Origin of the sequence: Bacillus sp. F56 (assembly GCF_001748205.1) — a bacterium.
Classification (GTDB): domain Bacteria; phylum Bacillota; class Bacilli; order Bacillales; family Bacillaceae; genus Bacillus; species Bacillus stercoris.
This window is the reverse complement of record NZ_BDFC01000006.1, coordinates 102,257-124,888: the sequence shown is the minus strand read 5'-3', so window position 1 is coordinate 124,888 and position 22,632 is coordinate 102,257. Positions and strand designations below refer to the sequence as shown.

Genomic DNA, 22,632 nt, shown 5'->3' with positions numbered 1-22,632 from the left:
CAGTTCGCAGGCGATACTGCCCAATGGAAGTATACCAAAATCAACGGGCTTGTACCAACACATTAGCCCAATTCAATATCGGCAGAATAGATTTTTTTCATGCCTTCATTCGTTTCTAAAAGCAGAACGCCTTCATCATCTATACCTAACGCCTTCCCGTAAAAGGTTCCGTTTAACGTTCTGGCTCTCATATTAGCGCCAATTCCGAGCGCATAGCTTTCCCATAAAAGCTTAATCGGCGTAAATCCGTGTGTCATATAATCCCGGTACCGTTTCTCAAAGCAAAGTAAAATTTGCTGGATGACGCCAGCCCGATCGACTTTTTCTCCAGCGGCTTGGCTGAGGCTTGTCGCGATGTCCTTCAATTCATCTGGAAAATCATCGGGCTGCTGGTTAACGTTAATGCCGATTCCAATGATCACTGAACGTACGCGGTCTTCTTCAGCCTGCATTTCTGTTAGGATGCCAACTGTTTTTTTTCCGTTAATTAAAATATCATTAGGCCATTTAATATCCGTTTGGATGCCTGCTGCCTCTTCTATTCCCTGCACAACAGCTACTGCAGCAAGCAGTGTGAGCTGGGGTGTTTTTTGGAGCGGGATATCTGGACGCAAAATCAGGCTCATCCAAATGCCGTTCCCTTCTTGAGAATGCCATACCCTAGACATTCGGCCCCTTCCGGCTGTTTGTTTGTCAGCCACCACGAGGGTGCCTTCCGGTGCATTATTATTCGCAAGCTCATGAGCCGATTTTTGCGTGCTTGAAAGAACGTCATGATAAATAAGGTGCTGCCCCATCATTTCCGTTTTTAATCCAAAGCGAATTTCGCTTTCACTGAGTTTCCCGGGCTTTTTGATGAGCCGATATCCTTTTCTTCTTACGGCTTCTACTTCATAGCCCTCTTTTCGAAGCTCTTCAATATGCTTCCATACAGCAGTTCTAGAACAGCCGAGTGCATCACTGATTTTTTGGCCGGAAATAAATTCTTTGCCGGCCTGAGCAAATAATTCAATAAGGTCTTTTCTTAATGTTGACCGCATGTCTTCAGCCACTCCTCTATGTGTTTCTTTTGATTGGAGAGCTTTCCTGTCACAACAGCCTGCTCGATCCTCTGTAATTCTTCCGACACCCATTTTCCGGCCGGCCGGTTTCGAAGCGCAAGCAAATCCTTACCCGTGAGATCAAGATCCTTAAGGCTTTTGATCGGCAGGTTTTGATAAGCGTATTGAATGTCCTTCAGTTTTTTTTCATCCAGTGTTTTGTTTTGCCGCAGCTGCGATATTCTGGCCGCTGAGAGCAGTGATTTTTCCCCAGCTCTGTACATTGACATTGCGTCAAGGCTCTGGCCAACCGTATCGGCAATGTGAATGGCTTCCTTCATCACTTTTCCCGGGAGCTTCCAGGCTTTCAGGAAAAGAGGCGCGTCTTTCAAGACGATGTCGAGGTCAATTAAAAGAGCTGCCCAAAGCTCCTCACGTGATGTTAAAGAGAAGAATGGAAACTCACTCGCTGAAATCAGGTTTTCTCGTTTATGATACAAACCAGGCAGCTCTTCATACAGCCTCGTTTGAATAAGCGTTTGAAGCGCCTGGCGGGAAGCTCTTCCCTGCAGCAATTTCTCGAACTCTATTGTTTTTCGTTCGAATGAAACATGGGAGAGGAGAGATTTTTCTATCGAAATGGCTTTTTCTGTTTCTGGCGAAAGCGTAAAGCCAAGCTGGCTCATAAAGCGTACGGCTCTCAGCATACGAAGCGCATCTTCTTGAAATCTGTCCTCGGGCTTTCCAACGGTTCGAATCACTTTCTGATCAATATCATTCCTGCCGCCAAAATAATCAAGCACCTTCCCGTCGGCTGTCATGGCCATCGCATTGATCGTCAAATCTCTGCGTTTTAAATCCTCTTCTAATGATGAGATAAATTGCACTTCTGAAGGTCTTCTGTAATCCACATAATCAGATTCAGTCCGGAATGTCGTGACTTCATAGGTTTCATCTTCCCAGAGCACAATGATGGTCCCGTGCTCTTTGCCTACATCAACAGTCCGCTGAAACAGCCGTTCTACTTGATCAGGTGCCGCATCTGTCGCTATATCAACATCTCCGATCGTTCGTTTCATATAACTGTCACGAACTGCGCCCCCGACAAAATAAGCCTGATGGCCCGCTTCGATTAAGGTGCGGAGCACGGGAAGTGCTTTGATAAAAACTTTTTCCATGTGATCACTCCGGTTCTGCTAAATCGGCATAAATCTGTTCATACTGGCTGACAATTTTCTTGGAGGAAAATTCATTTTCAAGCATCTCTATTGCCGCCTTTGTAAAACGACTGCTTAGCTGTTCATCTTCTAAAATGCTCATCGCGCGGGCTGTTGCGCCTGCAACATCACCGACATCCACCAAAAATCCGCTCACATTGTTTTTAATAACCTCCGGGATACCGCCAATGTTCGTTCCGATACAAGGCACCCCGCAAGCCATCGCTTCCAAAAGGACAAGGCCAAAACTTTCTTTTTCAGACAGCAGCAGCTTCAAATCGCTAATAGAATAAAGTTCTTCAACACGGTCTTGATTACCAAGCATTAAGACTTGGTCTTCCAAGCCATATTTTCTGATAAGCTCGCAGGCTGTCGATTTTTCCGGACCGTCTCCGACTAAAAGCAGCTTCGCTTTCGTTTTACCGGCGATATTACGGAACACACGAATGACATCCTGCACGCGTTTGACCTTTCTGAAGTTGGACACATGGATGACGACTTTTTCATCTGGTAAGATTCCATGTTTCTCTTTAATTGTTGTTGTGTTTTTCTTCAGATACACGCGCTCGTCTATAAAGTTATAAATCGTTTCGATTTTTTTCTCCGGTTTAATTAAATCATATGTTTCAGCTGCAAGCGCTGAAGAGACGGCAGTTACCCTGTCTGATGACTCGATGGCAAAACGGATCAGATCTTTTAGAGACGGGTCATAACCTAATACCGTGATATCCGTGCCGTGCAAAGTTGTGACGATGCCGATATTGCGTTTCAGCATCTGTTTTGCAAGATAGGCGCAAACAGCATGCGGGAGAGCATAGTGAGCATGGATAATGTCTAAATTCTCCCGCTCCGCCACCTCAGCGATTTTGCTTGCCAATGTCAAATCATACGGAGGATACTTGAAAACAGCATATTGATTAACCTCAACTTCATGAAAATGAATATTGGGATGATATGTATTCAGTCTAAACGGAATGCTTGATGTGATGAAATGGATTTCATGTCCCTTTTCAGCAAGCTGCTTCCCCAGTTCTGTCGCAATGATACCTGAGCCTCCGACGCTCGGATAGCATGTGATCCCTATTTTTAGTTTTTTCATTGTTCGCCCCCAAGAACATCATGATCTAGCATCAGCATCCGTTTGGAAAAGAAACCTTCGGCATACTCCACGCCCGCTTCTTTACCGTAAAGCTTTTCTCTCGCTTCGACGATTTCGATATAACCATTCGTCAGTGGAGTAGAAACTGAATCCTTTGACGGGATAAACTGGCTTTTATAGGCATTGAGGCTTTGTTTTTTTGCCTCTATTGTATCCGAGATATCAATGACAAAATCCGGCTGATGAAAACCATTTATCATATAATAGTAAACCTTGCTGACTTTATGCGCCGGAAGGCTTTTTTCGTCTTTATATTTATGGATTCCAGCGGAAAAAATCGCTTCTTCCACCAGTGCAGCCGCATTGCCGTGATCCGGATGGCGATCCTTTTTATACGGCATAAAAACCGCTTTTGGCCGGTTGGTTCTGATCACTGTAACAATCGACCGAATTGCCTGATCGCTCATCATTAGGCCGCGGTCCGGAAGCGTCAGCTGAATTCTTTTATCTGCGCCTAATATGCGTGCTGCTTCAGCTGCTTCTTCTTTACGCAAACTGACCGTACCGTTAGAAGAGAGTTCCGCTTCTGTCAAATCGCATATCATTACTTTTTTTCCCTGTTTGACAAACTTCGCTATTGTGCCGCCCATTCCGATCTCGACATCATCACTGTGGGCGCCGAAAGCAAGAACGTCAGCATTATACATTCGGCTCTTCTCCCCGAAGAAGGTCGCGGAATTCGAAAACACCTTCATCAAGTGTCCGGACAAGAATTTCCGCAGTACCCATATTTGTGGCGAGCGGAATGGAATACACATCACACAACCGGATTAATGCCGAGACATCCGGTTCATGCGGCTGCGCGGTCAGCGGGTCGCGCAAAAAAATGACAAGATCGAGTGCATTAGCTGCGATCAGTGCTCCGATTTGCTGGTCTCCCCCTAGAGGACCGGATTGAAAACGTTCAATTTGAAGGCCTGTCGCCTCTTGAATTTTCAACCCTGTGGTTCCGGTCGCGTACAGATCATGATGCTTCAAAATATCCCGATAGGCAGTCGTAAATTGAACCATATCCTGTTTTTTCTTGTCATGCGCGATTAAAGCAATTTTCATCGTTTCTCCCCCCGTCTAATCAATGATATTTTCTAGTCCGTACACAAGCTGATCAATCTTCATGACTTGTTCGACTGACAGCTTAACACCTGACATGAAAGAAGCGCGATTATAAGAATCGTGTCGGATCTGAAGCGTTTGGCCATCCATGCCAAACATGACCTCTTGATGTGCGATCAGCCCCGGAAGACGGACGCTGTGCAAGCGAATACCGTTTTGCTCCGCTCCTCTAGCTCCTGGGAGAATTTCTTTTTCATCTGGATGTCCTTGCTGCTTTTCTTTACGGACTTCTGAAATCATTTCCGCTGTTTTAAGCGCAGTTCCGCTTGGTGCGTCAAGCTTCTGGTCATGATGAAGCTCAATAATCTCTACATCTTCAAAATAGTTGGCAGCCATTTTTGAAAATTTCATCATCAGCACCGCGCCCAGCGCAAAGTTTGGAGCAATGATGGCTCCGATCCCCTTTTCTTCTGTTAAGGACGTGAGCTCTTTTAAATCAGCTTCTGAGAAACCGGTTGTTCCGACAACTGGACGGACGCCGTGCTCTAATGCGATTTTTGTATGTACTTTTCCGATTTCAGGCGTTGTTAAATCAATCAAGACATCAGGTTGTGTTTCTGTAAAGCAGGCATGGATATCTGTGTAAATTAAAGCATCTGACTCAACAGGCATCACATCAGATAATTTTTGCTGATCGTATGTATGGTCTATAGCACCGACAAGGTCAAAATGAGGTGTTCGTTCTGCCAATTTAACAGCTTCCTGCCCCATTCTTCCACGCGGCCCTGCAATGACTACTTTAATTGTTTCGTTTGACATCTTGATCTCCTCTACTTTCCTTCTTCTTTTCTGGTCCAGCGATCTTTATCTCTTGTATTAAATTTATGCATGACTCGGTCGTGGGCTTCCTCTAAAGAGATATCAAGAGAGTTGGCTAAACAAACCAATACAAATAGCACATCGCCCATTTCCTCTTCCATGCTTTTATCGTCTTCAGTCGCTTTTTTTGGTTTTTCTCCGTAGCGGTGATTGACTTCTCTGGCAAGCTCGCCCAGTTCTTCAGTCAGCCTTGCCACCATGGCTAGCGGGCTGAAATATCCTTCTTTAAACTGGCCGATGTAACGGTCTACTTCAGCCTGTATGTCTTTCATTGTTTTATCACTCACTGAAACGAAACCTCCTATCATCCTCTTACATGTTAGCTAATTCAGATACGTTTGACAAATGTTTAAGCACGTTTGCTGTTTTCTTTTTCATCCACTATAATATAAACGCTATCTAATGGAAGGAAAAGGGGTTTTGTGTGATGCTTGGAGAAATTAGATTAAAAAACATATTTTTCATTTTAATCGGAGCGGCAATTTTTTCATTTGGCTTGGTTCATTTCAATATGCAGAACAATCTGGCTGAGGGCGGTTTTACAGGTATTACACTTTTGCTTTATGCTCTTTTCCACATCAGCCCCTCTATCTCGAACCTGGTGTTAAACATTCCGATTTTTTTTATTGGCTGGCGTTTGCTCGGCAGGACAATGTTTGTTTATACCCTTGTCGGCACTGTGGCCTTGTCTTTGTTCCTCAGCATCTTTCAGCGATATGAAATCCATATGCCCCTTCAGCACGACTTAGCGCTCGCCGCTTTATTTGCCGGCGTATTCATTGGAGCCGGACTGGGAATTATTTTCAAGTTCGGCGGTACGACAGGCGGCGTTGATATCATCGCACGTTTAGTGAATAAGTATTTTGGAATCCCGATGGGCAGAACGATGTTTGCTTTCGATGCCTGCGTCATCATTTTGTCTTTGCTTACTTATCTCTCCTATAAAGAAGCGATGTATACGCTGGTAGCTGTATTTGTAGCGGCAAGATTAATCGATTTTATTCAGGAAGGCGGATACGCTGCTAAAGGCGCTACGATCATCTCTTCGAAAAACGACCTGATTCAGAAAAAGATCCTTGAAGAAATGGAACGGGGTGTCACCATTTTGAAAGGACAAGGTTCCTACACAAAAGAGGATATAGATGTACTTTATTGTGTGGTGCCGAAAAACGAATTGGTGATGCTGAAAAGCGTGATTAACTCCATTGACCCTCATGCCTTTGTAGCCGTAAGCGATGTCCACGATGTGCTCGGAGAAGGATTTACGCTTGATGAAAATAAAAATCCGCTTCCACGCTGACATGTAATAGAAAAAAGGCGGCTGACCGCCGCCCCTCATCCTTATTTAGGGTAGTCCCGTTTTTTCAGCTTGTTTTTTTCCGCCTTGTACTTTCTGTAGCCGACATAGGTGAGAGCTGTAATGATGATACTGCCGGTTGTAATCATCACCCACAGTAAAGACGGATCGGCATCATCCTCCTCCGCCCTGTCAAACAAATTTTTCAAGTCATGCTGAAGAAGGGAAAGCCGTTCAAGCTTCGTGCTCTCTGTCATTTGTTGAAATTCCCCTTGTTCAATAACATCTATATGTTTTCCGACTGTTTCCAGCTTTTCCTCTGATACATCGATTGTAAGACTTGGGTAAATCAAATCATATAAACTGATAAATTCATTCCATTTTTCATGGAAGCTAGTGCTTTCATTCTTTTGGACATCTCGCTTCAGCTCAGTAAAGGCTTCCATAATCGGTTTTTCCAGTGAACCCCAAAGCGGGTCAGACCGGTTGTCAACCGCATCCATCAGCATTCTGAACTGCGCGGCTGCTCTGAGTTTTTGCGTGTCTGAGGTATCAGCCTGCTTTAAATTTCGAACCATATCATTATAGCCCAGTGTGATTTGACGGATTTGGGCTCCTGTTAGCATGGAATCTTGCTGTTTTTTCTCAGCGGATTTTAATGTTTTCTCAAAATAACCCAGGACTTGCAGCGCCTCTTCATATTTCGACTGACGGGTCATTTGAAAGACCGTATCGGATAAATCATTCAATTCCTCGAGGCTTCCCCGCTCTGCAGCCTTGGCATTTCCATTATAAAAAATAAGAGCAATCAACAAACAGATCGTCAGCTTTCGTTTCATGCAGGTCCCTCCCACTCTCTCTCCTTACAGAATATGAAGAAAGGGACAAGGATAGACCAACATTGTCTTCACATCAGCTCAAGCTTCGTTTGCTTTTTCGAGATCACAAGGAAGTAAGCAAGCCCGATTGAAAAGATGCTTAGCCAAAATGTTCCGTACCCTATTTCAGTCATATAATTAGAAAGCATAGAGTACTGCGGCATCATATTAAACAAGTAGTCAATGACATCGTTATGCAGTGTCCAGACTGCAGCAATTGAAAGATGCCAAAATGAAAAACGAAAATACGGACTGTATAATACGCCTTGCACTGCCATTGCAAAATGCGAAGCAATTAGCATGTAGCCCTCCCAAGGCAAGTCACCAGTTACTGCAAGCACAAGAAAATTCATAGCGACCGCCCATAGGCCATACTTTACGAGAGTAACTAGCGCAAGCGCTTCAAAGAGCGGAGCATTCCGTTTCATGATAAAGGCAAGCAGCACAAACAGAAAGAAAAACGTTGCTGTCGGACTATCTGGAACAAAAACCAGGAAACGGGCCGGTGTCTCTAGGAGCTGCGGCAAGTACCAATAGTAGCCGTAAACCGTTCCCAGAAAATTAATGGCTAAGACAAGAATAAGCATCGGCCGCTGTCCTAATACATATTGAAACCATTTCACATCAAATCAACTCTCAGTCTGTAAAAATAATGTGTCCATATAAAAAAGCTGACGCCGGGTCAGCTTTTGATAATAAAAGTATATCCTTCCATTTGACAATTCACAATACGTTATTTTGCGGTTGTTTCAGAAATAAATTTCGCAAGTTCTTCGAGCTGCTTATCATTTCCTTTGAACACACCCGCCGGCATTTTGCCTTTCCCTTCTACTGCGATCTTTTTGATTTCTTCCGGTTTCAGCCCGCTGTCAACCAATGAAGGTCCAGCCGCTCCTCCCTGAAGGTTATCCCCATGGCAAGAAATACAGCCTTGTTCCTTAAAAATCTTATATCCTTCTGTATTGGTGTCAATGTCGGCCTCTTTTGTGATTTTCCCCTGTTCCTCTGCCTTGGCCCAGTCATGAGTAGCCACTGACTGCCACGTCAAAAATACAGCTGCGGAAATGGCCAGAAGCATCATACCGACAGCGACCGGACGCTTCCACGGCCTTCTTTCTGCCCCTCTGTCTAAGAATGGAGCCAAAAGCAGGGCTCCAAAAGCGAGACCTGGCATAATCATGGCGCCGACCACTGTAAAGCTTCCGGCGGCGTATTCATACTTCAACAGCTGGTATAAGAAAAGAAAATACCAATCCGGCAGCGGAATATAACCAGTATCAGTCGGGTCAGCCATCCGCTCTAAAGGCGGCTGATGCACAATCGTCAAAACAAGAAAACCGATGAGAAAGACAGCTCCAACCATCCATTCCTTTAACAAGAAATTTGGCCAGAAAGCCTCTGTTTTACCGGGATACTCCGAATAATCCTTCGGTATATTCGGCTTTTTTTCAGCCGGTATCCTTGAGTCGCCTACAAATTTCATCCCTTTGCCCCGGTGCATGTCATTCCCTCCCTTTTATTCGCAGATCAAGAGTTTAAAGCGGTCCTGAAATCCCCTGCTTCCGGATCATAATAAAATGTGCTGCCATCAGCCCGAACAATGCGGCAGGAAGAAAGAATACATGGATCGCAAAAAATCTAGTCAGCGTTTGGGCGCCTACAATATCCGGATGCCCTGCAAGGAGCGTTTTAACTTGCGTCCCGATCAAAGGTGTGGCTTCGGCGATCTGCAGCCCGACTTTTGTTGCAAACAGTGCCTTCATATCCCAAGGAAGCAAGTAGCCTGTAAAACCAAGACCGAGCATGACAAAAAAGATCAGCACACCGACAATCCAGTTCAGCTCGCGCGGCTTTTTGTACGCACCTTGGAAAAAGACCCTCAGCGTATGTAAAAACATCATCACAATGACCAAGCTCGCACCCCAATGGTGCATCCCCCTGACAATCTGGCCGAAAGCCACTTCATTTTGCAAATAATATACCGATTCCCAGGCATTTTTGATATCAGGCACATAATACATCGTTAAAAACATTCCAGATAATACTTGGATAACGGTTACAAAAAACGTCAGTCCCCCAAAGCAATACACAAACGCAGAGAAATGATGGGCGGGATTCACATGTTCCGGTACTTCGTGATCGGCAATATCCCTCCACATCGGTGTAATATCAAGCCGCTCATCTACCCAGTCATAAATTTTGTTCAGCATGTCACCCTTCCCCCTTAGGCTTTGCTTTTCCAAGATACAGGAAGCCGTCTTTTACTTCTTGCTCGTAATGATCAAGAGGCGAAAGCGGCGGCGTGCCAGGGACATTGGTGCCGTCCTTTTCATAGAGTCCGTAATGGCATGGACAAAAGAATTTATTCGGGTTTTTAGGATCACTATTCCAGTTCACCGTACACCCTAAATGTTTACAAATTGGCGAAAGTGCTACAATTTCATCCCCGTTTTTGAAGACCCAGGCTGATCTTGACTCTTCGGACTCATACCAGGCATCGACTTGATTAATTTTGAAATCAAAGCGCTGCGGCTCTTTTGTCAACTCATCAACGCTGACAACCTGAACCATGTCCTGCTTCCCTGTCGATTTTAATACCGGGTCGAGTGCAAAGCGAACCATAGGCATGAGCATACTAGCCGCCATAAAACCTCCTACGCCTGTGAGCGTATAATTCAAAAATTGACGTCTGGATATATCATGTTTTCCGCCCATCTCTTCTCCCCCCTCTAGGTCACCCCTGCAAACTGACTAAAATAGAAAATATTGCAATAACTCTAGACACCCTCATAATATATGAATCTCTCAGCAAGGTCAATATAGCCAAAATATTGTTTATGAGGAAATGTAAGTGTTTTTATGAAGTGCTCCATAACTGTAACAAAACGTTCAAAATTTCAGCAGTGCGTTCATCCAATATTTTTCTTTTTAAAGAGTCATTTAAATGCTCTAATGGAACAGACGGTGTTACAATCATTTTGCCTAACGTATCCTCAGTTCTCCAATTTTCGTCAGATGTGAGCAGGACAACATGCGAAAATTCCGTTAGCAGCTCTTCCCGCAAATCCTTAAGCCCTTGAACGGTTATGTCATTTCTATCAACATATGTATAAGGAGGCAGTAAATATACCCGTCCCTTTAACTGCCTTTCCAATTCCTCTGAGAGAAGCTGTGTAAACTCGCCTTTCTCCGCCGCCATTTTAAAATGGTTATCCACCTTTATGTTAATTAATGGAATAACAGCGGTATCAATGTAATCCTTAGCTTGTAAATAGTCCTTGGCATCAGTGATTCTCCACCTCATTGTTCTCCCCCTTTACGGCAACAAGCCTTGCAATACGCTGCAAGGCTGGTCATATTATGTGAGCTGATTCAATTGGCGCGATAATTGTTCAAATGCTTCTTTATCATGACGATCTAACGCGTCGTCAATGTCTTTTAATAATTTTTCTCTTTGGAAGGTGGAAATGGCGTGCTCCAAAATCTGTTCCGCCAACCCCTGGTCTTTTTTATTCTCAAAAAGATCTTTCGGCATATGCGGATTGGACTCCAGCACCGCCGCATACTCAGGTGAGCTGTAGGCCGAACGGAAATTAAGCTGGATAAACAAATCCTGCTGTTTATTTAATCTAATATCATGAAAAGATTTTTCCGCGTCGGTAGTCATGACATTCTCTTTATAGAACCGAAACGGAACTTCTTCAACACAATGTGTTGACATTATAATGCCTCTCGGGCAAAATTCAGCCTGCTCCACAAAATGAACCTTTTCCATGAGAGAATCATGGCTCATTAAGTAGTTCAAGATCCAAACGCACTCTCGGCGCTTTAACTGATAATGGTTTAAAAACCAACGGATAAAATCCTTTTTCTCATTGACAGAAACAGGGGTCTGCATGTAATTCCCTCCTCTATCGTTCGTATAATCTATATACTTATATGTTCCACATGAACGGTTAATATTCCTGCTTATCTCGAAAATTCATCCTCGATTCGCAAAATCGTTTCTTCCAGCTCTTCATTGGCTCCGTCCATTTCAAGAACCTTTTTCAAAAGCGGCAGCGCTTCTTTTTGAAGGCCTTCTTCTAATAGGAAGCTTGCGTATTCATATAAGAAATCTCTATCCTCCCGGTAATGAAGATAGGCAGCCTCAAAGGATTGTTTTGCTTCCTCGTATTGCTCTAATTCAGTATATGCGCTTGCAAGATACCAATTGTATTTCGGATCTTCTTCACCGTAGCTGCGAACCTCTTGAATAAGATCAATGATCTGTTCATAATCCTCTTCTTTATGATACACGGCAAGAAGTGTATGAAGCGCTTCGACGAATCCCGGATCAAGCGCAAGCGCCTCCTGAAGCAGCTTTTTCCCCTCTTCTGACTTCCCGATTTTCAGGGCCATTTTGGCGGCATAAAGGAAAAGTTCTTTGTTATATTCATCATATCTGATACCCTCTTTTGCCGTTTTTAATGCCTCTTCATACATTCCTTCAGCTTCATAGCTTTTTGAGAGCGGCATATATAGTGAAGAATAAGATGGATCAAGCTCCTTTAAATCAGACAGCTGCTTAATAGCCGTTTTTACAAGCCCCGCCTGTAAGGCTGTAAACCCATAGCCGAAAATCGTATTAGGATCAGGACTCTCATCAACAGCTTTCTCGTACCATGGAATGGCATCCTCAAATTCACCTGAGGCACTTAACGATTCTGCCAGTCTTTGATGGACATTAACGCCTCCGATCTCATTCTTCTCCTCAGCCGTTGTTTTAAAATATTGAACCGCTTTTGCATAGGCTCCCTGAGTAAAGTAAAGTTCCCCCAGTGCAAAATCAATAACGGGTTCATTGGCCAGAATGAACTTTGCCTGTAAAAGCTTTTGTTCACTGACTTCGAATAATCCCTGCATCTGATAAAGATCCGCCATAAGCAGCAAACTTTCCGGATATGATGGATCTGTTTCCGGAATAGTCTCCAGCACAGCAAGAGCTTTTTCTTCTTCGTCAATATCTATTAAAAGTTCAGCGTAGAAATTCGTCAGTTCTGTTTCATTTGGGTATAAATCATGTAAATCACTAATCAGTGAAATGGCTTTTTCTACATCGCCCCACTCGTAATAAAGCTGGGCTGCAATCGCTTTATCTTCATCATGCAGCTGTTTTTCGGCTTTCGAGAGCGTATTGAGACCTTTTTCTGTTTCACCTGCTTCAACTAATTTTATGGCTTCTTGAATTAATGTATTCAAATCGGACCGGTCCTTTCTTTTCCTATACAACATCAACCATACAAAAAAGCTTTATTTGTTCGGGTTAATCTTATCATAATTCAGACGAATGCCCCCGGCAAATAAGATGCTTGCTGTACGGAAGGGAATTATTGAGTCTTATTAGTTTACCAAAAGATCTTGAGATAGAAAATGAAAAAAAGGAAGATCGCCCTCTGTACAGTAAAGCAGCTCTTTGACCTGCCGGCTTGTCAGTAAAGCGCATCCCCCCTTTTCGTTTTTCTTTCCTCTCTATAAGACAAGCTATGTTTTTTTGCCTCGAATTATGATTCTTCCAGTCAATCTGCAAAAAAAATCCTGAAGTAAAACTTCAGGATTTTTTGGAAAGCTTATTTAAATGTTCGAAGAAGGTTGGATAAGAAACGTGAATGGCATCCGTGTGCTCGATGTCAATCGGCTCCTCTGTTATACAGGAAGCAATACCAAGCATCATTCCGATTCGATGATCTCCGTGGCTGGACACTGCTGCGCCGCCTTTCAGCGTTTGTTTGCCATAAACCTTCATTCCATCTGCTGTCGGTTCAATTTCAGCACCTAGCTTGCGAAGTTCAGAAACAACAGTGTCAATGCGGTTTGTTTCTTTCACTTTAAGCTCTGCCGCGTCCTTAATAACGGTCGTTCCTTCCGCCTGAGTCGCAAGAAGCGCGATAATAGGGATTTCATCAATTAAACGCGGAATGATATCTCCTCCGATTTCAACTGCTTTGAGAGATGACGTTTCTATAATCAAATCTCCATAAGGCTCTGCACTGCTGTCAGCAGATGGTTTAATTTCAAGTTTTGCCCCCATGTTTTGAAGGACATCAATAATACCTGTCCGAGTCGGATTTAACCCAACGTTTTTCAATACAATTCTGCTGTTTGGAACCATTGCGCCAGCAGCAAGGAAAAACGCGGCTGAAGAAATGTCTCCAGGAACAAAAATATCAGCAGCTGTCAGTTTCTGGCCTCCATCAATGGAAACACTTGTTTGATCTTCAGAAAGCTTAACGCCAAAAGCAGAGAGCATCCGCTCAGTGTGGTCGCGGGATTTATGGGGCTCTGTGACAGTTGTTGTGCCCGCAGCCTGTAATCCGGCCAGCAAAACAGCAGATTTAATTTGCGCGCTTGCAACAGGTGATACATACTCAATGCCTTTTAATGAGGCGCCGCTCACTGACAGCGGTGTAAATTCTCCACCGGCTCTGCCGTCGATTTTAGCCCCCATTTTTTTCAAAGGCTCAGTAACACGCTTCATTGGGCGCTTCGCAATGCTCTCATCTCCGGCTACCACGCTGTAAAAAGGGCGACCCGCCAATATTCCGAGCATCAGGCGAATTGTTGTACCTGAATTTCCGACATCCAAAAGGCTTTCTGGCTCTTTCAGGGCATCGATTCCTTTTCCGTGAATCACGACATCGCTGCCGCTTTGCTCAATTTGAACACCCATTTTTCTAAAGCAATCGATTGTGCTCAGACAATCTGCTCCCGGCAGAAAGTTTTTAACTGTTGTTGTGCCTGTCGCTAGCGCGCCAAACATAACAGAGCGGTGAGAAATGGATTTATCACCGGGAATATGTATTTCTCCGTGTAAGGCCTGCACCTTTTCTTGTTTCATTTTTTTCCACCTCAATCAGCATAAAAAGTTTCATATTCCGCTCGGGCTTCAATGCATTGTTCTGCCCGTTTGCGATCGTCATCAGACTGAAAACTGATCCTTAAAATCCCGTTAATATCCTCTCGTGTTTCAATAATACGGATATTCGTGATGCTGATGCGCTCCGCAGCTAAGATCGCCGTTATTTCGGATATCACACCCGGATGATCGGGAACATCCACATATAAATCATAAAATGCCGGTATCGCTCCCTTCTGCCGAAGCGGCAGCCCGTCGCGATAATCCTTAGCTGTTTTAAAATAACGAAATAGATTTTCCGCATCTTCTTGTTCTACATATGTACGGATCTTGTCAATTTCACGAATCCACTCATCAAAACGATCCAAAATTTTTTCTTTATTATGTAGTAGAATATCCCGCCACATGGCCGGGCTGCTCGATGCAATCCTTGTAATATCTCTGAACCCGCCGGCAGCAAAACGCTTAACAAGCGGATAAAGGTCTTCCGAATGATGAGTTTGGTGAACAAGGCTTGCTGCAACAATATGCGGAAAATGACTAATAACACTCGTGACGCCATCATGTTCCTCTGGTGACATTTCCACAAAATGGGCATTTGTCCCCTTCAGCAGGTTTTTCAATTGCTCTACCGCTCGTCTATCCGTTTTCTGGCCTGGTGTTAAAATATAAAATGCATTTTCAAATAGGAATTCTTTCGCAGCGGCCACCCCTGATTTATGTGAACCCGCCATCGGATGCCCTCCGACAAATTGGTAGCGGCTAGGCAGCACTTGATCAGCATAATCAACCACTTTTTGCTTTGTGCTTCCCACATCCGTAATCAAAAGCTCGTGTTCAATTCCTGAATGAGCCAGCTCTTCAAGCATAACCAGCGTTTGTTCGACTGGTGTCGCAATGATGACTGTAGACGACTCTTTCGCACCGCTAATAAACGAATCAGCACGATCGTCTATCACACCTAACTTTAATGCGGCAACCGCCTGTTCATCAGAGATGTCGATTCCGATAATCCGTTTGCCGGGATGATTTTTTTTGATCGCTAGCGCAATCGAACCGCCTATCAATCCGAGACCGGCGAGCAATATTGTATCTTTCATTTGATTCATACGTCATCACCTGGTTTATAGACTAAAGAGGTGACATTTGATCACCTCTTATAAAATTTCAGCTAAAATGGCAAGTATTTCTTCGTTTTGCTCTTTTGTTCCGATCGTAATCCGGAGTGATGTCGGGAAACCTAACGCATTTCCTGACCGGACGATATAGCCTTTTTCAAGCAGAGCCTGAAACAGTTCATCAGCAGGGCGTTTAAAGTCCATTAACACAAAATTTGTCTGTGAAGGGTAGCACTTTAAACCATGAGTCTTCGCAAAATCATAATACTGCTGAAGGCCTGCATTATTTTGCTCGACACAGGAAGCAATAAACGCTTGATCATCAAGCGCTGCGATCGCCGCAGCCTGGCCCAGACGGCTCGTATTAAACGGCTCTCTCGCCGGCTCAATCTGGCGAATCAGGTTCTCGTCAGCAATTCCGTATCCGACTCTGAGCGCTGCCAGACCATATGCTTTTGAAAATGTGCGCAAAATCATCAAATTGGAATACTTGCTTAAGAGCGGCACGGTTTCCGGGTAATCCTCGGCTGTTACATATTCATAATATGCTTCGTCAAGAACGACAAGGACACGTGAAGGAACACGCTCCAGAAATGCGAGTAATTCTCCTTCAGATGTATAAGTGCCAGTCGGATTATTCGGACTGCATATCCAAACGACTTGTGTCTGTTCGTCGATCGCTTCTAACATGGCGTCTAGATCATGTGAGCCGTCCGGACGAAGTGCGATTTCACGTACTTCAGCACCTTCAATGACCGCATTATGTTTATATTGCGGAAAAGTGGGGGCAGCAGTTACCGTGTTTGTTTTATCGTTTAAAAATGCCCGACAAATGATTTGAATGATTTCATCAGAACCGTTGCCGAAAATAAGTGATGTTTCGCTGACATTAAGGTGCTTACTGAGCCTTGTCCGCAAAGCGGCGCTATACCCGTCTGGGTAAAGGGCAAGCTGTTGAATTTCATGATGAAGCGCCTCTTTTGCAGCCTCCGAACAGCCGTACGGATTCTCGTTTGAAGCAAGCTTCACAACTTTATCCAAGCCATATTCTGATTTCACTGCTTCGATCGGCTTACCAGGCTGATAAGGCTTCAGCTGTTTTAAATGTTCTTTGATACGCAAATCAGTCACCTCATTTTAAACTGTACAAGCCGCCAAACGCCATTGCGTACTCCTCAAACTCCTGCAGCGCTTGTTTTCTCGTTTCAGCGTTGGTGAGCCGGTCCTTTAATTCTTCTATCTTTCTGACGAGCGCACTTCCCACTACGACACCGTCACAAATTTCATTCATCTTTAGGACCTGTTCACGGTTTGATATACCGAACCCTACAGCGACCGGAACAGTGCTGAGATCCTTCACAGCCCGAATGAACGGGTACACGGATGAATTGAACTCATTGCGGACACCGGTCACACCCAGAGAAGATACACAGTAGACGAAGCCCTCGGCTTGTTCAATAATGGTTTTCAAACGGCTTTCACTTGTCGGCGCAACCAAAGAAATATACGTCACCTCATGGCTTTTACATTCCTCTTGAAGGCTGGCGCTTTCTTCTAGTGGCAGATCCGGAACAAGCAGACCGTCAATATGATTTTCCCGCAGTAAAGCGAAAAAGTATTCTTTGTTCAATTGTAACACAGGATTATAATACGTAAAGAGGATAATCGGAATATTCACTCCGTTTTTTTTCATTTCTCCGCCTAGTTCGATCGCCTTTACGATATTCATTCCTTGAGCAAGCGCTCGCTTTGAAGCCTGCTGGATCACCGGGCCGTCTGCAAGCGGGTCAGAGTATGGAACACCAAGCTCCAGTGCTGTGGCGCCTGCTTTTTGGAGAGACTTCGCCAGTTCAATCGAAACCTCAGGCACTGGATCGCCAGCCGTAATAAACGGGATAAACAATTTTTCTGATGGTTGAAGATCTAATTTAAACATGGGCTTTCACCTCATTTTCCAATACATTCATTAATGTGTTGACATCCTTATCTCCCCGTCCTGATAAACAAACGAGAATGATTTGACCGCGATCCATTCCTTTGGCGAGTTTGAATGCCTTCGCTAACGCATGGGCAGATTCGATTGCCGGCAAAATCCCCTCTTTTTCTGACAAGAGCTTTAATGCATTCACCGCTTCTTCATCTGTGATACTGTCATAAGTGACACGGCCGCTCTTATGCAAGTAAGCGTGCTCCGGACCGATTCCCGGATAGTCGAGACCTGCTGAAATAGAGTAAGGCTCAATAATCTGTCCGAACTCATCCTGAATGAGATAAGTCAATGAACCGTGAATAACCCCTACGGTACCTTTCGAAATAGTGGCGGCATGAAGAGGAGTATCTATTCCTTTTCCTGCAGCTTCAGCTCCGATCAGTTCAACATCTTCGTTTAAAAATGCCTGAAACATCCCCATCGCATTGCTTCCTCCGCCTACACATGCCACTACTTTATCAGGCAGAGTGCCTTCAATACGTTTCAGCTGATCCTTCGCTTCCTCTCCGATCATTTTTTGAAATTCGCGGACCACTTGCGGATAAGGGTGCGGACCGACAACCGATCCAATCATGTAAAAATGATCCTCGCAATGCTGAACCCAGTAACGGATCGCCTCATTTGTAGCATCCTTCAATGTTCCGTTCCCGCTTGTTACAGGCACTACTTCCGCACCAAGAAGCTTCATACGAAAAACGTTCAGAGACTGGCGGGCAACATCCTCTTCGCCCATAAACACAATGCACGAAAAACCGAATTTGGCTGCGACTGTTGCAGCGGCAACGCCGTGCTGTCCGGCGCCCGTTTCAGCAATGATTTTCGTTTTGCCCATTTTTTTAGCAAGCAGTGCTTGGCCTAACGCATTATTGATTTTATGGGAACCTGTATGGTTTAAATCTTCTCGTTTCAAATAGATTTTCGCACCGCCTAAGTATTCAGTGACTCGATCAGCATATGTTAATGCAGTCGGCCGTCCGGAATAGTCCTTTAACAGCTTATAATATTCTTCACGAAAAACAGGATCATCCTTGATTTGTTTAAATGCTGTCTCTATTTCATCTAACGGCTGCATGAGTGTTTCCGGAACAAACTTCCCGCCAAAATCACCGTATCTGCCTATTTCATTCGGATATGGATACATATCGGTTCATCCTTTCTTCTAAAAGCCTCATCAGATTTTTATCTTTTTGCCCGTTTTTTTCAATTCCGCTGGCAAGGTCAATTCCTGCCGGCTGCCATTTCAATAGGCCTGTGACGCTATCCGGATTCACCCCGCCAGCGATAAAGCAGCGTTTACCAATCACCGCCCGCTGATATTCCGGCACACAATCCCATGAAAATGCAACACCAGTTCCGCCTCTAGCCCCTTTTACAGATGAATCAATCACAAAGCCGTCCACATTATCTATAAAGCGGGTTATTTCTTGAGTTGTATTATGATGGTGGTGAAGCGCCTTCCAGATTTCACAATCTGTCAGCTTGCGAAGCGCATCAGCCACCGCCGGGTTTTCATCACCATGAAGTTGAATGACGTCAAGCTTCAATTCCTTCGCAATGCGTGACATCCTCTCTATTGATTCATTAACAAAAACACCTGCAACTTTTTTTTCGACACGAACCTGGTTCAGCCACTTTTTCACATCTTGCGGAGATACTTTTCGTTTGCTTTCAGCAAATATAAAGCCAAGATAGTCAGCCTGTGATTGCGCCGCAAGCTGCAAATCCTTTAGTGACCGAATACCGCAATATTTTAATGCCGGTTTCTCCACAACTTCACTCCCCAAACAAAGCATGGATTGCTTTTCGCTGAGAAGTTTGTCTCATCAATGATTCACCGATAAGTACAGCTCGCGCCCCATGTTCGTTGACAAATGTTAAATGTTCTAAAGAACCGATTCCGCTTTCGCTGACAAGCAGAGATTCTTTCGGAACGAGAGATGCGATTTGTTCTGTCTGCTTTACAGATGTTTCAAACGTCTTTAGGTTTCGGTTATTTACGCCGAGAATATCAGGTGTGAACACTTTCAATATTTGTTCTAGCGTTGATGCATCATGAACCTCCACTAACACTTCCATCCCCTTTTCGCCTGCTTCAAGATATAATTCATAGAGGTGTAAGGGGTCAAGCACCTCGCCGATTAACAATATGGCATCCGCACCGATTCTTCTTGATTCCTCCACTTGAAGAGAATCAATAATAAAATCTTTTCTGAGTACAGGAATCGAAACAGCGCGCTTTACATCTGATAAATAGCTGTTTTCCCCTTGAAAAAACGGGGTGTCTGTTAAAACGGAAAGCGCATCTGCCTTCACAGCTTCATAGTCTTTTGCAATCCGCACAGGGACAAAATCCTCTTTAATCAGCCCTTTTGACGGTGATGCTTTCTTCACTTCGGCAATCAGCCCGATAAACCGATTCGGGCTTGCCAACGCATCTTTAAATGAACGTTTTTCGAAAGGCTGCTCTACCGGCAGAACCAGCGTTTTCACTTCTTCTTTCTTTTGTTTGATGATATTTTCAAGCATAGATCTCTTCCTCTTTCTGTTTTAGTCGTTCAAGCTGCGCAGCAGCGCCTCCGCTTGTAATCGTCTCTAACGCCAGCTCCGTTCCTTCCTTCAGTGAGTCGGTAATTCCCGCCGTGTAAATCGCAGCACCCGCATTAAAAGCCGTTATAGATAAAGCGGAACTGCTGCTTTTATTTTCAAAAATATTCTGAATGAGACAAGCGCTCTCTTTCGGTGACTGCACCTGTAAATCTTCAAGTCTGCCATTTGCGAAACCAAAATCTTCGGGTGAAACCGTATATTCCCGGCGCTCTCCATCCTTTAATTCAATCACGTCAGTCGGTGCTGTAATTGAAAGCTCATCTAAACCGTCACGGCTTGATACGAACATGACATGCTTCGGCTGAAATGACTCTAGTGCGCTTGCCATCAGTCCAGCTTTTTCAACGGAATAGACCCCGATCACCTGACGCTGCGCCTGCAAAGGATTGCTTAGCGGTCCGAGCAGGTTAAATACCGTTCTGAAACCTAGCTCTTTTCTAGTACCTGCTACATGTTTCATAGACGAATGATAAAGCGGCGCAAATAAAAATCCCATGTTGTTTGTTTCAATGCTTGTTTTGACCTTCTCAGGAGTAGTTTGAATTGAAACCTCTAGCTCCTCTAAAACATCAGCGCTCCCGCTTTTAGAAGAGACAGAGCGATTGCCATGCTTAGCGATTTTCGCGCCAGCTGCCGAGGCAACAATTGCCGATGCCGTTGAGATATTAAAAGTGGAAATACCGTCTCCCCCGGTTCCGCATGTATCAACGACATCAGGAAGTCCATCGACTGTAAGAGCGTGTGCACGCATTGCCTTTATAAAACCCGTAAGCTCTTCTGGCGTCTCTCCCCGATGAGCAAGAATAGACAATATACCGCCCATTTCAGAAGGAGTCATTTCCGCTGCCATCATCATATTCATCAGCGCTTCAGCCTCACCGGCTGTAAGGGTTTTTCCGTCAACGCACAATTGTAGAAATTTGTTCATCAGCTTTATCCTCCTTGCTATGAAACATGTCTTCTGCAATATGAATCGTTTTCAGCAGCGCACCGGCTTTATTACAGCTTTCTTCGTATTCGGTTTCCGGGACAGAATCAGCAACAATGCCGGCACCTGCCTGTATCGATGCAACACCGTTCTTTACACTCATCGTGCGAATCGTAATACAAGAGTCGATATTCCCGTCAAATCCAATGTAGGCAATACACCCTCCGTATGTCTCTCTCGGTGTTGGTTCGAGCTTTTGCAAAAGCTGCATGGCACGAATTTTAGGTGCTCCTGTTAAAGTCCCCGCCGGGAAAGCAGACATCAGTGCATCAACGGGATGGACCCCTTTTTTCAGTTGGCCTGTAACCACCGAGATAATGTGCATGACATGTGAAAAGGAGACAATTTTTGTGAACTCCGGCACAGAAACAGACCCATACTCTGCTACTCTGCCGATATCGTTTCGTGCAAGATCAACGAGCATGTAATGCTCCGCCTTTTCTTTTTCATCCTTCATCAGTTCAACTTTCAGTCTCTCATCTTCGGCTTTGTCTGCACCGCGTTTTCTCGTACCGGCAATCGGATGGATTTCCAAGTGCCCGTCCTGAACGTGGATTAACCGTTCCGGAGAACTGCCGACTATTTCTCTGTCTTGCAGTTTCATATAATACATATACGGAGAAGGATTGACGATCCTAAGCACTCGGTATAACTCAAAAGCATCTGCTTTTATCGGAACCTCAAATTTTTGTGACAAAACGCCCTGGAAGATATCTCCTGCTTTTATATAGCCTTTGATTTTTTCTACATCAGCCATAAAAGCCGATTTTTCATAATTAGAAGATACTATCTCAAAGCTGGGTGTCTTGTATGAATCAACAGAGAGAAACAGCTCTTTTATGTTTTTTTGGTCCATCATTTTTTCGACGAGATGTTGGAGCTCTTGATGATTTTGATGGAACACATCAATTTTTTCGTTTTCTGTTTCCTCTCCATTGAGCCTTGCATACTGGATAAAGTGGACGTTTTTGGTTTCATGATCATACGCAATTAATGTCCGGCAAACAAACAGCATACACTTTTCCATTTCTGTTTCTTTTGTATGCGAAGGAACAGAAGGCTCAATCAGCGGGATCATATCATAACTTAAGTACCCGACAGCTCCGCCGACAAAAGGAATGCCAAGCTCAGGTGTTTTGATTTTGTATGTGGCATTCATCCAGTTCAGTACGTCTTTTAGTTCATTTCCCGTGTAAAGAGATTTGCTGTCCTGATCAGCGGCAGCAAAACGGCACTGCTCTTCTTTAATTGTGAGAAATGGATTCAGGCCGATAAACGAATATCTTGACCAAGCGGATGTATCGTCCTTGCTTTCAAGAAGATACGTAATCTCCCTGTCAAGCTTCTCTATCATTTGAATGGGTGTCAGTGTATCGACTGTGAAGGTCTCCACAATCGGTATCGTGTGGTGGGACAAGCTGTCCTCTAAAAATGCGGAAATGTTTGATTGGAAATTCAATGTTCTCACTCCTTATGGCAAGGAGAATGAGAAGATGGCATGAGAGGATAAA

At 44.3% G+C, this 22,632-nt stretch carries 25 protein-coding genes; 1 reads left to right on the top strand and 24 read right to left on the bottom strand.

Annotated elements, in window-relative coordinates; all coding sequences use genetic code 11:
- Positions 1-62: 62 nt before the first annotated feature.
- The 7 genes from BFW96_RS09015 to BFW96_RS08985 are packed head-to-tail and all read right to left on the bottom strand — an operon-like array spanning position 63 to position 5,635.
- Complete coding sequence (locus tag BFW96_RS09015) at positions 63-1,040, bottom strand: biotin--[acetyl-CoA-carboxylase] ligase (protein WP_069839235.1); 978 nt, start codon at positions 1,038-1,040, stop codon at positions 63-65.
- Positions 1,025-2,218, bottom strand: coding sequence for a CCA tRNA nucleotidyltransferase (locus BFW96_RS09010; RefSeq protein ID WP_069839234.1), 1,194 nt, complete (start codon positions 2,216-2,218; stop codon positions 1,025-1,027). Before BFW96_RS09010 ends, BFW96_RS09015 begins: the two co-directional genes overlap by 16 nt.
- Positions 2,219-2,222: 4 nt before the next feature.
- On the bottom strand, positions 2,223-3,356 hold the full coding sequence (gene bshA / locus BFW96_RS09005; protein WP_069839233.1) for an N-acetyl-alpha-D-glucosaminyl L-malate synthase BshA: 1,134 nt from the start codon (positions 3,354-3,356) through the stop codon (positions 2,223-2,225).
- Positions 3,353-4,063, bottom strand: coding sequence for a bacillithiol biosynthesis deacetylase BshB1 (gene bshB1, locus BFW96_RS09000; RefSeq protein WP_069839232.1), 711 nt, complete (start codon positions 4,061-4,063; stop codon positions 3,353-3,355). The genes bshA and bshB1 overlap by 4 nt, the downstream gene beginning before the upstream one ends.
- Positions 4,056-4,469 (bottom strand): methylglyoxal synthase, encoded by a 414-nt coding sequence (mgsA, locus tag BFW96_RS08995; RefSeq protein ID WP_014664390.1) that lies wholly within the window; start codon positions 4,467-4,469, stop codon positions 4,056-4,058. The genes bshB1 and mgsA overlap by 8 nt, the downstream gene beginning before the upstream one ends.
- Positions 4,470-4,484: 15 nt before the next feature.
- A complete protein-coding gene (gene dapB, locus BFW96_RS08990; RefSeq protein WP_014664391.1) occupies positions 4,485-5,288 on the bottom strand; it encodes a 4-hydroxy-tetrahydrodipicolinate reductase in 804 nt (267 codons plus the stop codon).
- Positions 5,289-5,299: 11 nt separating this feature from the next.
- A complete protein-coding gene (locus tag BFW96_RS08985; RefSeq protein ID WP_014664392.1) occupies positions 5,300-5,635 on the bottom strand; it encodes a nucleotide pyrophosphohydrolase in 336 nt (111 codons plus the stop codon).
- Positions 5,636-5,775: 140 nt separating this feature from the next.
- Here BFW96_RS08985 and BFW96_RS08980 point away from each other — a divergent pair, with 140 nt between their 5' ends.
- The gene (locus tag BFW96_RS08980) at positions 5,776-6,648 is read left to right on the top strand and encodes a YitT family protein (protein ID WP_003230635.1); all 873 of its coding nucleotides are present in this window, start codon (positions 5,776-5,778) and stop codon (positions 6,646-6,648) included.
- A gap of 41 nt (positions 6,649-6,689) precedes the next feature.
- On the opposite strand, the gene ypjB is transcribed toward BFW96_RS08980, so the two are convergent.
- The 17 genes from ypjB to trpE form a co-directional block, all read right to left on the bottom strand.
- A complete protein-coding gene (ypjB, locus tag BFW96_RS08975; RefSeq protein WP_069839231.1) occupies positions 6,690-7,484 on the bottom strand; it encodes a sporulation protein YpjB in 795 nt (264 codons plus the stop codon).
- A 68-nt stretch (positions 7,485-7,552) separates the two neighbouring features.
- A complete protein-coding gene (gene lhaT, locus BFW96_RS08970) occupies positions 7,553-8,146 on the bottom strand; it encodes a lipoprotein heptaprenylglyceryl N-acetyltransferase LhaT (RefSeq protein WP_069839230.1) in 594 nt (197 codons plus the stop codon).
- 110 nt (positions 8,147-8,256) lie between these two features.
- Entirely contained in the window at positions 8,257-9,024 is a 768-nt protein-coding gene (locus BFW96_RS08965) for a menaquinol-cytochrome c reductase cytochrome b/c subunit (protein WP_014664395.1), read from the bottom strand.
- Positions 9,025-9,058: 34 nt separating this feature from the next.
- Positions 9,059-9,733 (bottom strand): menaquinol-cytochrome c reductase cytochrome b subunit, encoded by a 675-nt coding sequence (gene qcrB / locus BFW96_RS08960; RefSeq protein ID WP_003225560.1) that lies wholly within the window; start codon positions 9,731-9,733, stop codon positions 9,059-9,061.
- A 1-nt stretch (position 9,734) separates the two neighbouring features.
- Complete coding sequence (locus BFW96_RS08955; RefSeq protein ID WP_004398062.1) at positions 9,735-10,238, bottom strand: Rieske (2Fe-2S) protein; 504 nt, start codon at positions 10,236-10,238, stop codon at positions 9,735-9,737.
- A gap of 142 nt (positions 10,239-10,380) precedes the next feature.
- Positions 10,381-10,827: a YpiF family protein gene (locus BFW96_RS08950; protein WP_069839229.1), complete on the bottom strand. Its 447-nt coding sequence runs from the start codon at positions 10,825-10,827 to the stop codon at positions 10,381-10,383.
- A 54-nt stretch (positions 10,828-10,881) separates the two neighbouring features.
- Positions 10,882-11,421: a ReoY family proteolytic degradation factor gene (locus BFW96_RS08945; protein ID WP_014664397.1), complete on the bottom strand. Its 540-nt coding sequence runs from the start codon at positions 11,419-11,421 to the stop codon at positions 10,882-10,884.
- A 71-nt stretch (positions 11,422-11,492) separates the two neighbouring features.
- Entirely contained in the window at positions 11,493-12,764 is a 1,272-nt protein-coding gene (locus BFW96_RS08940) for a tetratricopeptide repeat protein (RefSeq protein WP_069839228.1), read from the bottom strand.
- Between the two features lie 349 nt (positions 12,765-13,113).
- Positions 13,114-14,400 carry a 3-phosphoshikimate 1-carboxyvinyltransferase gene (aroA, locus tag BFW96_RS08935; RefSeq protein WP_069839227.1) on the bottom strand — a complete coding sequence of 429 codons (1,287 nt, stop codon included), beginning with the start codon at positions 14,398-14,400 and terminating at the stop codon, positions 13,114-13,116.
- Positions 14,401-14,411: 11 nt separating this feature from the next.
- The gene (locus BFW96_RS08930) at positions 14,412-15,527 is read right to left on the bottom strand and encodes a prephenate dehydrogenase (RefSeq protein WP_069839226.1); all 1,116 of its coding nucleotides are present in this window, start codon (positions 15,525-15,527) and stop codon (positions 14,412-14,414) included.
- Between the two features lie 48 nt (positions 15,528-15,575).
- Positions 15,576-16,658: a histidinol-phosphate transaminase gene (gene hisC / locus BFW96_RS08925; protein ID WP_040082777.1), complete on the bottom strand. Its 1,083-nt coding sequence runs from the start codon at positions 16,656-16,658 to the stop codon at positions 15,576-15,578.
- Between the two features lie 10 nt (positions 16,659-16,668).
- Positions 16,669-17,472 (bottom strand): tryptophan synthase subunit alpha, encoded by an 804-nt coding sequence (trpA, locus tag BFW96_RS08920; RefSeq protein ID WP_069839225.1) that lies wholly within the window; start codon positions 17,470-17,472, stop codon positions 16,669-16,671.
- Positions 17,465-18,667 (bottom strand): tryptophan synthase subunit beta, encoded by a 1,203-nt coding sequence (gene trpB, locus BFW96_RS08915; RefSeq protein WP_069839224.1) that lies wholly within the window; start codon positions 18,665-18,667, stop codon positions 17,465-17,467. The genes trpA and trpB overlap by 8 nt, the downstream gene beginning before the upstream one ends.
- Positions 18,648-19,295: a phosphoribosylanthranilate isomerase gene (locus BFW96_RS08910; protein ID WP_040082773.1), complete on the bottom strand. Its 648-nt coding sequence runs from the start codon at positions 19,293-19,295 to the stop codon at positions 18,648-18,650. The genes trpB and BFW96_RS08910 overlap by 20 nt, the downstream gene beginning before the upstream one ends.
- A 4-nt stretch (positions 19,296-19,299) precedes the next feature.
- On the bottom strand, positions 19,300-20,052 hold the full coding sequence (gene trpC, locus BFW96_RS08905) for an indole-3-glycerol phosphate synthase TrpC (RefSeq protein ID WP_069839223.1): 753 nt from the start codon (positions 20,050-20,052) through the stop codon (positions 19,300-19,302).
- A complete protein-coding gene (gene trpD, locus BFW96_RS08900; protein ID WP_069839222.1) occupies positions 20,045-21,061 on the bottom strand; it encodes an anthranilate phosphoribosyltransferase in 1,017 nt (338 codons plus the stop codon). The genes trpC and trpD overlap by 8 nt, the downstream gene beginning before the upstream one ends.
- The gene (gene trpE / locus BFW96_RS08895; protein WP_069839221.1) at positions 21,033-22,580 is read right to left on the bottom strand and encodes an anthranilate synthase component I; all 1,548 of its coding nucleotides are present in this window, start codon (positions 22,578-22,580) and stop codon (positions 21,033-21,035) included. Before trpE ends, trpD begins: the two co-directional genes overlap by 29 nt.
- Positions 22,581-22,632: the final 52 nt, after the last annotated feature.